Source organism: Pseudomonas sp. IT-P74 (assembly GCF_949768175.1).
Lineage (GTDB): Bacteria > Pseudomonadota > Gammaproteobacteria > Pseudomonadales > Pseudomonadaceae > Aquipseudomonas.
The window spans coordinates 387968-401100 of the sequence record NZ_CATKQD010000044.1; the positions used below are offsets into that span (position 1 = coordinate 387968).

The window sequence follows — 13133 nt, forward strand, 5'->3', positions numbered from 1 at the left end:
CTCCTGATTACAGCTTGGCGTCGGCGGCCATCTGCACGTAACTCGGGTCGAAGCGCAGTTTGAGGTTGCCCTTGTCGCCGCTGGTCACGCCGTTGGCGAAGGCCATGCCGACCGCGCTGGTGTCCTTGGCGCCTTCACCCAGCAAGCCGTGCTGGAAGGAGAACTCGGCGACCTTGCGCATGGTTTCCGGCAGTTGCTTGCTGGTGCTGAACGCCAGGGCTTCTTTCGGGGTGGCGAACAATCTGGTGGTGTCCAGTTGCGCCTGAAAACCCGCCAGGTCAGTGCCGGAGGCCTTGGCCATGTGCTCCAGGGCGGCTTTGCTGGCGGCGTTTTTCGCGCTCATCAACTCGACCACTTCGAACCAGGCGCCGGTCAGTGCCTTGCCGAGGGCCGGGTTGTCTTTGAGGGTCTGGGAATTGACCACCATCATGTCCATGATTTCGCCGGGGATCTGGCTGGAGTTGAACACTTCAGTCACCGCGGGCTTGGCCTTGATGTCCGAGAGCATCGGGTTCCAGGTGGTGACGGCGTTGACCTGATCGGTGTTGAAGGCGGCCGAGATATCGGCGTCGGAGGTATTGACCACTTTCAGGTCTTTCTCGGTGAGGTCCACCGAATCCAGGGCCCGGGCCAGCAGGTAGTGGGAGACAGAGAGCTCCACGAGGTTGACGTCCATGCCCTTGAGGTCGGTGACTTTCCTGCCTTCGCCCTTGAGCACGATGCCGTCGTTGCCGTTGGAGAAATCACTGACGATCAGCGCGGTACTGTCGACGCCGCCAGCGGCCGGAATGGTCAGCGCGTCCATGTTGGTCATGGTGCAACCGTCGAACTGGCCGGCGGTGTACTGGTTGATGGATTCGACGTAGTCATTGAGCTGCACCACATCAATTTTGATGCCGTACTTTTTTGCCCATTTGTCGACGATGCCCTGGCTGCCGGCATATTCCCACGGCATCCAGCCGGCGTAGATCGTCCAGCACACGCTGAAGTGGTCTTTCTGGGCGGCCTGGGACGAGAAGCTCACGAGGGCGGCGAACGCAGCGGCGAGCAGGGCGGGTAAACGAAGCTGAGACATGGTGGTTCTCCAGTTGATCAAGAACGGACAGGACGGCAGCGGCACCGCTAACGGTGGCTTGTCTCCCGGGCTTTTGTCCCGCCGTGTAACCTCAACTGGAGGTCGCCAACTCTCGGACCAGTCACTCGCGATTGCGAGCCGGAACCCTAGTCAGCCATTGCAAATTGTGGTGCCGCGAACCTGTAGTGACGCCTGCACTTTTTTTGGAACAAGTGCGCTAAAGCGAGAGACGTGCCAAGTTGGTCCGAGCGCTCTAGCATGGGGGCCAGGGAGGTCGACGGTGTTGGTTGGAAAGGCGCGCTGCCTTGTGATGGTGCGCGGGTGCACCGCAATGGAACCTGTCCGCCGCTGATCAGACGGTGGATGCAACGTCGCACTTGGCAGGGGATTGCCAGTCAAAAAAGGTGTCACTGCTGTCGCAGGTCTTTACGGAGGCCGCCATGTTACGTCGATTGTTGTTAGGTGCAGTACTCGGTCTTGGGTTGTCTGGCTGCTACTACTACGCCGGTCCTGCCGACGTCTACGGGGGACCTTATTACTACCCCGGCTACTACTCGCCCTATTACTACGGTTACTACGGTCCACGTTATTACGGTGGCCATCGCTCTTATTACTACGGTGGGCATGGTTACTACCGTGGCCACGGCGGTGGACATCATGGCGGTGGCCATCGCGGTGGCCACCGTTGATCAGGGCGTGAATGGATGAAAAACCTTTCATCGGCCAGATGTTTCTACTTGTTTCAGGGGCGCACCAGATTCCGAATTCGGTGTCTGATATTTCGACAGTCAGAGAACATTTGACTGTCGCCTGCCAGCGTCGCTGGTGTGGTTTGCCCGCGGTCCAGGAGGCCGCTATGTATCGCCGAATACTTCTGCTAGCTGTGTTGGGATTATCCCTTGGTGGGTGCGTGCCTTATTACGATGAAGGAGGCAGTTACTACAGTTCCGAGGCCTATACCTCGCCGGCGCCAACCCATTACGCCGGGGGGAGTTCCTACTACTACAATGGTGGCGGTTACTACACACCGCCGCCCCGGTATTACGTGCCTCCAGCGCGCTACTACCAGCCGACACCGCGCTATTACTCACAGCCGCGGATCTATCAACCGTCGCGCTATTACTCGCATCCGCGGATGTATCAACCCTCGCGCCATTACCAGTCGGCCCCTCGTTACTATCAGCCGTCGCGGGGCGACTACCGCATGCATCAGAACCATCACTGGGACGGCCGTAACCGCGGGAACTGGAACAACGACTATCGCGGTCACGACGGTCGCGGCTATCGCAGCGGGCGGAGTAATCACCGCTAACCGTTAAACCGAATAAATACAAAACCTGTGGGAGCGAGCCTGCTCGCGAAGGCGGTGTGTCAGACAGCAATAACGTCGACTGACACGCCCTCATCGCGAGCAGGATCGCTCCCACATTTTTTATGCCTGGACTTCAGTATTCGGACAGATCCGCCAACGGATGCCGACCTTCCCACGCCTTGTGAAAGTGCGCTTCTACCACCGCGTCCGGCACTTTGTTGATGTCCGGCCAGTGCCAGTGCGGTTTCTGGTCCTTGTCGATCAATCGGGCACGTACGCCTTCGCTGAATTCCGGATGACGACAGCAGTTGAGGCTCAGGGTGTATTCCATCTGGAAGACTTCGGCCAGCGACAGGTGCCGGGCACGGATGATCTGCTCCCACACCAGATGAGCGGTCAGCGGCGCGCCTTCGCTCAGGGTCCTGGCTGCACGGCTCAGCAACAGGTCGGTGTGATCGCGCAAGGCGCTGATGGCCTTCCAGGCGCAACGCACGTCGCTGACATCCAGCAACTCGTCGATCTGCTGTCGGCGCGGCAGCCACTGGGCTTCGGGCATCTGCGCCACGGCTTCCTGCTGCAAGGCCTTGAGCAGGCTGTTGAGCTGCATCGGTGTCTGTTCCTGCCAGTTCAATTGCAACAGGCCTTCGATCAATTGCGGCTGCTGCTCATCGAGCAGGAAACGATCGGCCAGGTCCAGGTCGATGGCATCGCGGCCGTTCATGTGCGCGCCGGTCAGGCCCAGGAACAGCCCGAGCTTGCCAGGCAGGCGCGACAGAAACCAACTGGCGCCGACGTCCGGGTACAGGCCGATGCTGATCTCGGGCATGGCCAAGCGGCTGCTCGGCGTGACGATACGGGTGCTTGCCCCTTGCAACAGCCCCATGCCACCGCCGAGCACATAGCCATGGCCCCAGCAGATCAGCGGTTTAGGGTAGGTATGGAGTTTGAAGTCCAGGCGATATTCCGCCGCAAAAAACTGCGCGGCCAGTGGCGGTACTTCACCCGGATGGACGCGACAGGCCTCCACCAGGCTGCGCACTTCGCCGCCGGCGCAAAAGGCCTTGGCGCCGTTGCCGCGCAACAGGACGCAGACGATTTGCGGGTCCTTGGCCCAGGTTCCCATGCGGTCGCGCAGGGCGTTGATCATCGGCAGGGACAGGGCGTTCAGGGATTTTTCGGCATCCAGGCTGGCGATGCCGATGCGTGCGCCGTCGGTGCCGGTGAGTTCTTCGAAGTGCAGATTCATCGTGACCTCGATCGGGAATTTGAGGGTTAAGTATGATCGCTGTGTGGGAAAGTGCCGGATCTGCGACAGATCAATTGACAAGCGTGATGCGCTTTCCTAGGGTTCGCCCCATTGTTTTTTCCGGATGTAACCATGACTGCTGACGACCGTATCAAACTCGAACCGGGCTGGAAGGAAGCACTGCGTGCCGAATTCGACCAGCCCTACATGGCAGAGTTGCGAAACTTCCTGCAACAGGAGCGGGCGGCGGGCAAGGAGATCTATCCGCCGGGGCCGATGATTTTCAACGCGCTCAATTCCACGCCGCTGGACAAGGTCAAGGTGGTGATCCTCGGTCAGGACCCTTATCACGGCCCGGGCCAGGCCCATGGCTTGTGCTTCTCGGTGCAACCGGGCGTACCGGCGCCGCCGTCGCTGGTGAACATTTACAAAGAACTCAAGCGCGACCTGAACATCGACATCCCCAACCATGGCTACCTGCAGAGCTGGGCCGATCAGGGCGTGCTGATGCTCAACACCACCATGACCGTCGAGCGCGCCAACGCCAATGCGCACAAGGACAAGGGCTGGCAGTTTTTCACCGATCGGGTCATTGAAGTGGTCAGCCAACAGCAACCGCATCTGGTGTTCATGCTGTGGGGCGCTCATGCCCAGAGCAAGCAGAAGCTGATCGATGCGACCAAGCATCTGGTACTGACCTCGGTGCACCCGTCACCGCTGTCGGCCTATCGCGGCTTTCTCGGTTGCGGGCACTTCAGCCGCACCAACAAGTTTCTGGAGCAGAATGGCGAGACGCCGATCGAGTGGCGGTTGCCGCCGGTTTGAAAAGCATCGCCAGCAGGCTGGCTCCCACATTGGTTTGCGGTGTTTACAAAACCTGTGGGAGCCAGCCTGCTGGCGATGAATTCAACTCGGTCTTACTCCGGATTCCGGTTCCAATACTTGAACAACGGCTCCGCCAGAAACAGCACAAACAACAGCCGCATCACCTGCATCGCCGTCACCAGCGGCACCGACAGTTGCAGGGTCTCCGCCGTCAGGCTCATCTCGGCAATACCGCCAGGCATCATGCCCAAAGTCAGTGAACGCAGATCCAGATGGGTCAGCGCACTCAAGCCCAATGCCGCCACCGTGGCGATCAACATGGTCAACACCGTGCCGATCAAGGTGCGCCCCATGAACGATGGCGCATGCCGGAAAAACTGCCGGTTGAAGTGACAGCCCAGGCCGCTGCCGATCAACCATTGGCCAATCTGGCTACCACCATTGGGCAAACCGATGTGCAGATCCCAGCCGATGCTGACCGCCGCGCTGACCAGCAACGGCCCGAACAGCCAGGGGTTGGGTTGGCGCAGGCGCTCCCAGATCCAGGCCGCCAACGCACCCGCGGGGAACAACACCGCCAGCCAGCGCCAATCGATGCTGCCAACGTGGGAATTTGGCGTACCGTCGCCCAACAAATACTTGAAGGCTGCCGGTACGCACAGCACCACCACCAACACCCGCAAGCTCTGCCCCGCCGCCACACGGCTGAGCACCGCGCCATTGCGGGCGCCGAGGTTGACCATCTCCCCGGAACCGCCGGGCATGCTGGAAAAGAACGCCGTGGCGCGATCTTCACCGGTTCGGCGCATCAGCCACACGCCGACGACCGCCGACAGGCTGGTGACCAACGCACCGAAGTAGATCAGACCGAAATGACTGAGTACCTGCTCCACCACCACTGGAGTGAAGTGCAGGCCGATACCGATACCGACGATCCACTGGCCGCACTTGCGCCCGCCAGGGATTTCGGCCAATTGCCAGGGTGTCAGACAGCGCACGAGGATGATCGCCAGCAATGAGCCGACCATCCACGGCAAAGGCCAGCCGACCTGGCTGGCGAGGAAACCGCCCAGCAGGCCGACCAGCGGGGTTCCCCACCAGAGTGTGAAGGGGGACCGATCAGACATCGGCGATAACGCCTTGCGCGGCCGAACGTTTGCGCCAGATGCGGATGAGCGGCATCAGCAGCATGATCGCCGTCAGGATCCAGCAACCGAAGGTGATCGGGCTCGACCAGAGGATTTCCAGCGCACCGTTGGAAATCGACAGGGCGCGGCGCAGGTTTTGTTCCATCAGGCCTCCGAGGATGAAGCCCAGCAATACCGGCGACAGCGGGAAGTCCAGCTTGCGCAGGATATAACCGAAGATGCCGATGCCGATCATCAGGAACAGGTCGAACGTTGTCGCGTGCACCGCGTAGACGCCAATCCCGGTAATGATCGCGATCACCGGTACCAGCGCCCAGTTCGGCACGGCGAGGATGCGGGTGAAGATGCGGATCATCGGGATGTTGAGGATCACCAGCATCACGTTGGCGATGAACAACGAAGCGATCAGGCCCCAGACGATGTCCGGTTGCTGTTGGAACAGCAGCGGGCCCGGGGTGATGTTGTACAGCGACAATGCGCCGATCATCACCGCCGTGGTACCGGAACCTGGAACGCCGAGGGTCAGCATCGGCACCAGCGCACCGCAGGCCGCGCCACCGATGGCGGTTTCCGGCGCTGCGAGGCCGCGCATGTCACCCTGGCCGAAAGTACCCTTGGCACCCGCCATGCGTTTTTCGGTCATGTAGGCCACGGCACTGGCCAGGGTCGCACCGGCACCCGGCAACACGCCCATGATGAAACCCAGTACGCCGCAACGGATATTCACCGCGAACACCGACGCCGCTTCCTTGAAGTTGAACATCATGCGGCCGGTGGCTTTCACTGCTTCCTGGCCGTGATGGGTTTTTTCCAGCAGCAGAAGGATTTCGCTGATGGAGAACAGGCCCAGCACCAGCACGACGAACTGGATGCCGTCGGTCAGGTGGATGTTGTCCCCGGTGAAGCGATACACACCGCTGTTGGCGTCGATGCCGACGGTCGACAGGAACAGGCCGATCAGCGCCGCGATGAACGTCTTCAGCGGACGGTCACCGGCCATGCCGCCGAGGCAGACAATCGCAAACACCATCAGCACGAAGTATTCCGCCGGGCCGAAGGCAATCGCCCATTTCGCCAGCAGCGGGGCGAACAGCACCATGCCGCAGGTTGCGATGAAGGCACCGATGAACGAACTCCATGCCGACAGCGACAGCGCTACACCGGCCAGGCCTTTGCGGGCCATCGGGTAACCGTCGAGGGTGGTCATCACGGTGGACGCTTCGCCCGGGATGTTCAGCAGGATCGAGCTGATCCGGCCGCCGTATTCGCATCCCAGGTACACCGCCGCCAGCAGGATCAGCGCCGATTCCGGTGGCAGACCGAGGGCGAATGCGATCGGGATCAGCAACGCCACGCCGTTGATCGGCCCCAGGCCCGGCAACAGGCCGACCACGGTGCCGATCAGGGTGCCGCACAGTGCGGTCACCAGGTTGTACGGGCTCAGCGCGACGCCGAAACCCTGACCCAAATAGCCAAGAGTATCCATATCAGTTCTCCAGAACGTCGAGCACGCCAAGCGGCAGCGGCACGTCCATCAACTTGTCGAACAGCAGGTAGAGGCCGACGGCCATCAGACTGATGATCACGATGCTCGGCACCCAGCGACCGCCATACAGACGGGCCATGGGCACGCCGATCAGGATGCTGGCGACGATGAAACCCAGGGGTTCGAAGGTGCCGGCGAACACCAGCAACAGCGCCACACAGATGCCGATCTTGGTCAGGGTTTCGCGGTCCAGCGGCGGCTCGTCATCGCTGTGCTTGATCGGCGCGGGACGAAACACCATGTACAGCAGTGCCGAACCCATCAGACCGAGCATCAGCAACGGAAAGGCCCGAGGCCCCACCGGTTCGTAGGAAAAAGCCGCTTGATACGGCCACGCCATCAATGCCAGGCCGAGACAGGCCAGCAACAGCACCGAAGCAAAAATGCGTTGTAAGAGCATGGGGAACTCCTGTGCCGCGACTCCGCCAAACGGAGCCGCGGCCGCTAGACAGGGGCGATCACTGGATCAGGCCGAACTCTTTGGCCAGCACTTTGTAGTCGGCGACTTGTTTCTTCACGTAAGTGTCCAGCTCCGGGCCGGTCATGGCGAACGGGAACAGTTCACGCTGATCGCGCAGCTTGGCGAACTCGGGTGATGCCAACAGCTTGTCGAAGGAGTCCTTCCACCAGGCATAGTCTTCATCGCTGACTTTCGGCCCGAGGTAGAAACCACGGACCACTGGCCAGACGATGTCGTAGCCTTGCTCGCGGGCGGTCGGGATGTCCTTCATTTCCGGCTCGTCCAGGCGCTTGTCGGCGAACACCGCCAACAGGCGCATGTCGCCGCTCTGGATGTGCGGCATGGAGTCGGAAATGTCGGTGCTGCCTACCTGGATGTGGCCGCCGAGCAGGGCGGTGGCAATCTCGCCGCCACCTTCGAGGGCAACGTAACGCAGGTCACGGGGGTTGATCCCGGCGGCCTTGGCGATCAAGGCAGTTTGCATCCAGTCCTGGCTGCCGACGGTGCCCCCGGAACCGATCACCACTTTGCTCGGATCTTTCTTCAGCGCCTGGACCAGATCGTCGAGGGTCTTGTAGGGCGAATCGCTTTTCACCGCGATGGCGCCGTAGCTGGTGCCGACAGCGGCCAGCCAGCGCACATTGGTTTCATCGAAACGACCGAACTTGCCCTGGGCCAGGTTCAGCAGCGAACCACTGGACCAGGCCACCAGGGTGCCCGCATCGGCCGGACGCTGGGCGACCACCGCGTTGTACGCCACCGCGCCGACACCGCCGGGCATGTAGGTCACGCGCATCGGTTTGGTCAGCAGTTTTTCGTTGACCAGCGCGCTTTGCGCCAGTTTGCAGGTCAGGTCGAAACCACCGCCGGGCGAGGCCGGGGCGATGCATTCCGGGCGTTTTGGCTCGGCCATGAGTTGGCCGGCGAACAGCACACAGCTGGCGGCGAGGGCGAAACGGCGCATTGAACGGCTCATTTTTGTCTCCATTGGAGTTGTTGTTTTTCGGGATGATTCAGGTGCGACGATTTCGCACGGTGCTGGCGCGTTCGAGTCCGTACGGACTGAACGACGAGCAGCCGGCTTCGGCGCTGGCAAGCGTAAACATCGGGGAGCGAGAGAAAGGGCGGGGCGGGCAAGCCTGAAGCTGTGTGGACAGCATGGTGCAATACCTCGTTTATTGTTTTTATTGGCGAAAACGCTTCGAGGCGTTTTTCGGTAGTTACATGTCAAAGCACGCTTTCAAACTACGATTCGATGGTTGGCAGTCGAAACCATCCGTGGGCCGACTCTAACGTCCCAACCTTTCGCTAACCTTTCAGCGGGCTTTCACGATTTTTCGGGCTTCACAGCGATGGATGCCGCTGTAAACTCCGCGCCAAAGAATGGCGTCGACCATCCCTGAATGAGGTAAAGATCCATGCGTGTCCTGCTCGTCGAAGACCATTTGCAGCTCGCCGAAAGTGTCGCTCAGGCGCTCAAGAGCACCGGGCTGACCGTGGACGTTCTGCACGATGGCGTGGCAGCCGACCTGGCGCTGGGCAGCGAGGAGTACGCCATGGCGATCCTCGACGTCGGCTTGCCGCGCATGGATGGATTCGAAGTGCTGGCGCGTTTGCGGGCGCGGGGCAAGAACCTGCCGGTGTTGATGCTGACCGCCCGAAGCGACGTCAAGGACCGGGTCCACGGTTTGAACCTCGGCGCCGATGACTACCTGGCCAAGCCGTTCGAACTGACCGAGCTCGAAGCCCGGGTCAAAGCCTTGTTGCGCCGCAGTGTGCTGGGCGGTGAGCGCATTCAGCGTTGCGGTGTGCTGGCCTATGACCTGGAAACCCGGCGTTTTACCCTTGGCGAAGAATTGCTGACCCTGACCTCCCGCGAACAGGCCGTACTCGAAGCCCTGATCGCGCGCCCCGGTCGGGTGATGAGCAAGGAGCAACTGGCGTCGCAAGTGTTCGGTCTTGATGAGGAAGCCAGCCCCGATGCGATCGAAATCTACGTGCACCGCCTGCGCAAGAAACTCGATGGCCAGCCGGTCGCCATCGTGACCTTCCGCGGCCTCGGTTACTTGCTGGAAAGCCGCGATGCATAAGCCCAGCAGCTTGCGCTGGCGGTTGCTGTGGAACCTGGCGCTGTTGCTGGTGGTGTTGATGCTGGCCAGTGGTTTGAGCGCCTACTGGAACGGTCGTGAAGCGGCCGACACGGCCTATGACCGGACCCTGCTGGCCTCGGCGCGAACCATCGCCGCCGGCGTCTCCCAACGCGACGGCACCCTGAGTGCCGACGTGCCCTACGTGGCCCTCGATACGTTTGCCTACGACAGTGCCGGGCGAATTTTCTACCTGGTCAACGACATCAATCAGAAGCTGATTTCCGGATACGAAAACCTGCCGGCGCCACCGCCGGGAACACCGCGCACCGATGACTATCCGGCGCTGGCACGCTTCTACAACGCCCAGTATCGCGGGCAGAACGTGCGCGTGGTAAGCCTGCTCAAACCCGTGAGCGAGCCGAACATGAACGGCATGGCGGAAATTCGCGTGGCGGAAACCGATGAAGCGCGTGTCAGCATGGCCCGTAGTCTGGCGGCCGACACCTTGTTGCGCTTGGGCATGCTGGCAATCGGTGCGCTGATGCTGGTGTGGTTTGCGGTGAGTGCCGCGTTACGTCCGCTTGAGCGTCTGCGCACGGCGGTGGAAGAGCGCCAGCCGGACGATCTGCGCCCCTTGCCGTTGGTGGAAGTGCAGCGCGAATTATGGCCACTGGTGCGCGCGCTCAATCACTTTACCGAGCGCTTGCGCGGGCAGTTCGAGAAGCAGGCGCAATTCATCGCCGATGCTGCCCACGAACTGCGCACGCCGCTGGCGGCGCTCAAGGCGCGCCTGGAACTGGGCATGCGCTCAGCCGAGCCCGAAACCTGGCGCAGCACGCTGGAAACCGCCGCCCAGGGCACGGATCGCTTGACCCATCTGGCCAATCAGTTGCTTTCCCTGGCACGGGTCGAAAACGGCGCCCGGGCGATTGCCGAGGGCGGCGCGCAGTTACTCGACCTGAGTCAATTGGCTCGGGAACTGGGCATGGCCATGGCGCCGTTGGCCCACAAGCGTGGCATCGCGCTGGCGCTGGAGGCGGATGAACCGGTCTGGCTGCGGGGCGAGCCGACGCTATTGAACGAACTGCTGAGCAATCTGGTGGATAACGCGCTGGCCCACACGCCGCCGGGTGGCAACGTGATTCTGCGGGTCTCGGCGCCCGCCGTGCTGGAAGTCGAAGATGATGGTCCCGGCATACCACTTGAAGAGCGGGATCGGGTATTCGAGCGTTTTTACCGACGCAATCAGCAAGTGGCCGGTTCCGGATTGGGTCTGGCGATTGTCGGTGAGATCTGCCGCGCGCATCTGGCGCAGATCAGCCTGCACGATGGTGAGCACGCGGGGTTGAAGGTGCGGGTGAGTTTTATTGCGGGGGAGTGATGGGGCTTGTTCTGGCCCCATCGCGAGCAGGCTCGCTCCCACATTGGATCTATGCAGAACTACAAATCCCTGTGGGAGCGAGCCTGCTCGCGATGGGGGCGACGCGGTCTTGATCAGTAAAACATCGAGCGTGTTTCTTCCAGGTCAGCACACATCGCCTTATCGTCCGGATCGATCCCGAGCTTGACGAAAGCAGGCACGCTGAAGGCATCGATGCGCGAGATTGGATGGTCAGTGTCTTTGTGGCAATACAGGCTGGCCACCTGCACCAGATCCACATAGTCGACCTGCGCAGACTGACGTTTGAAGTTCAGGTATAGCTGTGGAACTTGCACCAGCATGTCGGGAAATTCCCAGACCTTGAGCAGTTTTTCGCCGATCAGCGGATGAATCCGGTCGATCACATGATTGAGGCTGACCGGGTCGGACAGCAGCTCATAGTGATCTTCGGCGTAGGTCAGGATCGGCAGCACACCGATCTGGTGCACCAGCCCGCCAAGGGCCGCCTGATCGGGCTTGAGTCGGGTGTAGCGGCGGCACAAGGCGTAGCTGACGCCGGCAATTTCCAGGCTTTTGCGCCAGACATCGCGCATCTTCTGTTCCACCACCTCGGAGCGGGCATGGAAAATCTGCTCCATGACCAGGCCGATCGCCAGGTTACAGCTGTAGTTGATGCCCAGGCGGGTGATCGCGGTATGCAGGTCGGTCACTTCCTGGGCCGCGCGCAACAGCGGGCTGTTGACCACTTTGATCAGGCGTGCCGACAGCGCGGTATCACGGCCGATCACTTTACTCAGGGTGCTGACGCTGACTTCCGGGTTTTCCGCGGCTTTGCGAATCTGCAGGGCCACTTCCGGTAACGTTGGCAGAACCAGGTCATCGTTATTGATGGCCTCAACCAAATCCTGTTGGACCTTTTCCGCCAGCTCGCTCATTTAGTCTCTCTAGGTGTTGCGTCAAATACTGCCGTTATTGCTGGATTTCGCGGTCGCGGTCCAGTTCATAAGGCAGGTCGAGCAGCTTCAAGGACGGCCCTTCGAGCGCGCCCAGGTGGATGTCTCCACTTTCTGCTGCTTCGGCTTGCAACACAGCCAGGAGTTCAATGTTCTGTCCGGCGCGGGCAGCCAGCACCACTTCGCCGATGGAGCTGCCGTGGGTCGGGGAAAACAGCGGGGTACCCGGTTCAGGCAGTTCGCCAGCAGCCAGTTGCAGGCGGTACAGGCGGCGCTTGAGTTTGCCCAGGTACTGCATCCGCGCGACGATTTCCTGCCCGGTGTAGCAACCTTTCTTGAAACTCACGCCACCGACCGCTTGCAGGTTGAGCATCTGCGGGATGAACAACTCGCGGGTGCCGGGCATGACCTGGCCGATCCCTGCGCGGACCTGACCCAGCAGCCATTGATTCAGATCGCCTTCGCTCAGTACCGCTGAAAGCTTGCCTTTGACCGCATCGGCTTGACCGGCGGCGACCCACAGTTCGGTGCGTTCCGGCGAGACACGGATAGCAATCAGCCCATCGTTGCGCACGACGCTGTCGGTTTCCGCCGGCAGGTCCAGGCCGAGGCTGACCAGTGCGGCGTCGCCATGGTCAACGCCGAAGCGGACCCAGGCGGAGCTTTCGTCGGTCAGTTTCGACTTGGAAAACACCGCGTATTTTTTCAGGTCTGCCAGTTGCGGTTCGAGCAATTCGCTGGCCATGGCCAGGACCACGCCGTCCCCTTCGAGCAGGATGCGGAAGCTCGACTGCATCCGGCCTTTTTGCGTGCAGCGCGCACCGAGGCTGGCCCGGGAGTCGCTCAGGTAATTGAGGTTGCAGGTCAGTTGGCCTTGCAGGAATTTGCTGGCGTCCGCGCCGCGGACCGCGAGAACACCTTCATGAGAAAGGGTGCAGAAAAAAGCAGAATCGGCCATGGGTCATCGCAGGGTAAAAAGTCTGGTGGACATCATAAGGGCGCGCCTTCGAAATGGGTAGTTAACAAAGGCTCGACGGTGGCCGACCAAAGCCGACTGTTCGATGGGGCGCGGGCCTGTATACTTGCGGCCTATTTGA

The 13133-nt window shown here is 61.1% G+C and carries 13 protein-coding genes and 1 riboswitch; of the genes, 5 read left to right on the top strand and 8 right to left on the bottom strand.

Annotated elements, in window-relative coordinates:
- Window positions 1–7: 7 nt before the first annotated feature.
- Entirely contained in the window at window positions 8–1075 is a 1068-nt protein-coding gene (locus ACM6J5_RS20260; protein WP_414929211.1) for a putative urea ABC transporter substrate-binding protein, read from the bottom strand.
- Window positions 1076–1135: 60 nt separating this feature from the next.
- A riboswitch (guanidine-I (ykkC/yxkD leader) is annotated at window positions 1136–1236 on the bottom strand.
- Between the two features lie 279 nt (window positions 1237–1515).
- Here ACM6J5_RS20260 and ACM6J5_RS20265 point away from each other — a divergent pair.
- Window positions 1516–1764, top strand: coding sequence for a hypothetical protein (locus ACM6J5_RS20265; protein ID WP_150673082.1), 249 nt, complete (start codon window positions 1516–1518; stop codon window positions 1762–1764).
- Between the two features lie 167 nt (window positions 1765–1931).
- Window positions 1932–2387 (top strand): hypothetical protein, encoded by a 456-nt coding sequence (locus ACM6J5_RS20270; RefSeq protein ID WP_414929212.1) that lies wholly within the window; start codon window positions 1932–1934, stop codon window positions 2385–2387.
- Between the two features lie 133 nt (window positions 2388–2520).
- On the opposite strand, the gene ACM6J5_RS20275 is transcribed toward ACM6J5_RS20270, so the two are convergent.
- A complete protein-coding gene (locus tag ACM6J5_RS20275) occupies window positions 2521–3633 on the bottom strand; it encodes an enoyl-CoA hydratase/isomerase family protein (RefSeq protein ID WP_095945112.1) in 1113 nt (370 codons plus the stop codon).
- Between the two features lie 132 nt (window positions 3634–3765).
- Here ACM6J5_RS20275 and ung point away from each other — a divergent pair, with 132 nt between their 5' ends.
- Window positions 3766–4458 (top strand): uracil-DNA glycosylase, encoded by a 693-nt coding sequence (gene ung, locus ACM6J5_RS20280; protein WP_008050720.1) that lies wholly within the window; start codon window positions 3766–3768, stop codon window positions 4456–4458.
- A 92-nt stretch (window positions 4459–4550) separates the two neighbouring features.
- Here ung and ACM6J5_RS20285 read toward each other — a convergent pair whose 3' ends face one another.
- From ACM6J5_RS20285 to ACM6J5_RS20300, 4 genes are read right to left on the bottom strand one after another with little or no spacing between them, the layout of a single operon-like run.
- Window positions 4551–5585, bottom strand: a complete 1035-nt coding sequence (locus tag ACM6J5_RS20285) for an AbrB family transcriptional regulator (RefSeq protein ID WP_414929213.1) — start codon at window positions 5583–5585, stop codon at window positions 4551–4553.
- Window positions 5578–7092 carry a tripartite tricarboxylate transporter permease gene (locus tag ACM6J5_RS20290; protein WP_095945110.1) on the bottom strand — a complete coding sequence of 505 codons (1515 nt, stop codon included), beginning with the start codon at window positions 7090–7092 and terminating at the stop codon, window positions 5578–5580. Before ACM6J5_RS20290 ends, ACM6J5_RS20285 begins: the two co-directional genes overlap by 8 nt.
- Before the next feature lies 1 nt (window position 7093).
- Window positions 7094–7552, bottom strand: a complete 459-nt coding sequence (locus ACM6J5_RS20295) for a tripartite tricarboxylate transporter TctB family protein (protein ID WP_095945109.1) — start codon at window positions 7550–7552, stop codon at window positions 7094–7096.
- A 58-nt stretch (window positions 7553–7610) separates the two neighbouring features.
- Window positions 7611–8588 carry a Bug family tripartite tricarboxylate transporter substrate binding protein gene (locus ACM6J5_RS20300; RefSeq protein ID WP_095945108.1) on the bottom strand — a complete coding sequence of 326 codons (978 nt, stop codon included), beginning with the start codon at window positions 8586–8588 and terminating at the stop codon, window positions 7611–7613.
- Between the two features lie 442 nt (window positions 8589–9030).
- Here ACM6J5_RS20300 and ACM6J5_RS20305 point away from each other — a divergent pair, with 442 nt between their 5' ends.
- Together ACM6J5_RS20305 and ACM6J5_RS20310 are read left to right on the top strand one after the other, a co-directional pair.
- The gene (locus ACM6J5_RS20305) at window positions 9031–9702 is read left to right on the top strand and encodes a response regulator (RefSeq protein ID WP_007979804.1); all 672 of its coding nucleotides are present in this window, start codon (window positions 9031–9033) and stop codon (window positions 9700–9702) included.
- On the top strand, window positions 9695–11083 hold the full coding sequence (locus ACM6J5_RS20310; protein WP_095945107.1) for a sensor histidine kinase: 1389 nt from the start codon (window positions 9695–9697) through the stop codon (window positions 11081–11083). Before ACM6J5_RS20305 ends, ACM6J5_RS20310 begins: the two co-directional genes overlap by 8 nt.
- 113 nt (window positions 11084–11196) lie before the next feature.
- Here the strand turns inward: ACM6J5_RS20310 and ACM6J5_RS20315 are convergent, their stop codons facing one another.
- Window positions 11197–12018 (bottom strand): HDOD domain-containing protein, encoded by an 822-nt coding sequence (locus tag ACM6J5_RS20315; RefSeq protein ID WP_095945106.1) that lies wholly within the window; start codon window positions 12016–12018, stop codon window positions 11197–11199.
- A 34-nt stretch (window positions 12019–12052) separates the two neighbouring features.
- On the bottom strand, window positions 12053–12994 hold the full coding sequence (locus ACM6J5_RS20320) for a YgfZ/GcvT domain-containing protein (RefSeq protein WP_095945105.1): 942 nt from the start codon (window positions 12992–12994) through the stop codon (window positions 12053–12055).
- Between the last annotated feature and the right edge of the window lie 139 nt (window positions 12995–13133).

Bases quoted from the DNA above. Each gene is read 5' to 3' on its own strand.
- ACM6J5_RS20260 (WP_414929211.1), bottom strand. From the start codon at position 1,075: ATGTCTCAGCTTCGTTTACCCGCCCTGCTCGCCGCTGCGTTCGCCGCC.
- ACM6J5_RS20265 (WP_150673082.1), top strand. From the start codon at position 1,516: ATGTTACGTCGATTGTTGTTAGGTGCAGTACTCGGTCTTGGGTTGTCT.
- ACM6J5_RS20270 (WP_414929212.1), top strand. From the start codon at position 1,932: ATGTATCGCCGAATACTTCTGCTAGCTGTGTTGGGATTATCCCTTGGT.
- ACM6J5_RS20275 (WP_095945112.1), bottom strand. From the start codon at position 3,633: ATGAATCTGCACTTCGAAGAACTCACCGGCACCGACGGCGCACGCATC.
- ung (WP_008050720.1), top strand. From the start codon at position 3,766: ATGACTGCTGACGACCGTATCAAACTCGAACCGGGCTGGAAGGAAGCA.
- ACM6J5_RS20285 (WP_414929213.1), bottom strand. From the start codon at position 5,585: ATGTCTGATCGGTCCCCCTTCACACTCTGGTGGGGAACCCCGCTGGTC.
- ACM6J5_RS20290 (WP_095945110.1), bottom strand. From the start codon at position 7,092: ATGGATACTCTTGGCTATTTGGGTCAGGGTTTCGGCGTCGCGCTGAGC.
- ACM6J5_RS20295 (WP_095945109.1), bottom strand. From the start codon at position 7,552: ATGCTCTTACAACGCATTTTTGCTTCGGTGCTGTTGCTGGCCTGTCTC.
- ACM6J5_RS20300 (WP_095945108.1), bottom strand. From the start codon at position 8,588: ATGAGCCGTTCAATGCGCCGTTTCGCCCTCGCCGCCAGCTGTGTGCTG.
- ACM6J5_RS20305 (WP_007979804.1), top strand. From the start codon at position 9,031: ATGCGTGTCCTGCTCGTCGAAGACCATTTGCAGCTCGCCGAAAGTGTC.
- ACM6J5_RS20310 (WP_095945107.1), top strand. From the start codon at position 9,695: ATGCATAAGCCCAGCAGCTTGCGCTGGCGGTTGCTGTGGAACCTGGCG.
- ACM6J5_RS20315 (WP_095945106.1), bottom strand. From the start codon at position 12,018: ATGAGCGAGCTGGCGGAAAAGGTCCAACAGGATTTGGTTGAGGCCATC.
- ACM6J5_RS20320 (WP_095945105.1), bottom strand. From the start codon at position 12,994: ATGGCCGATTCTGCTTTTTTCTGCACCCTTTCTCATGAAGGTGTTCTC.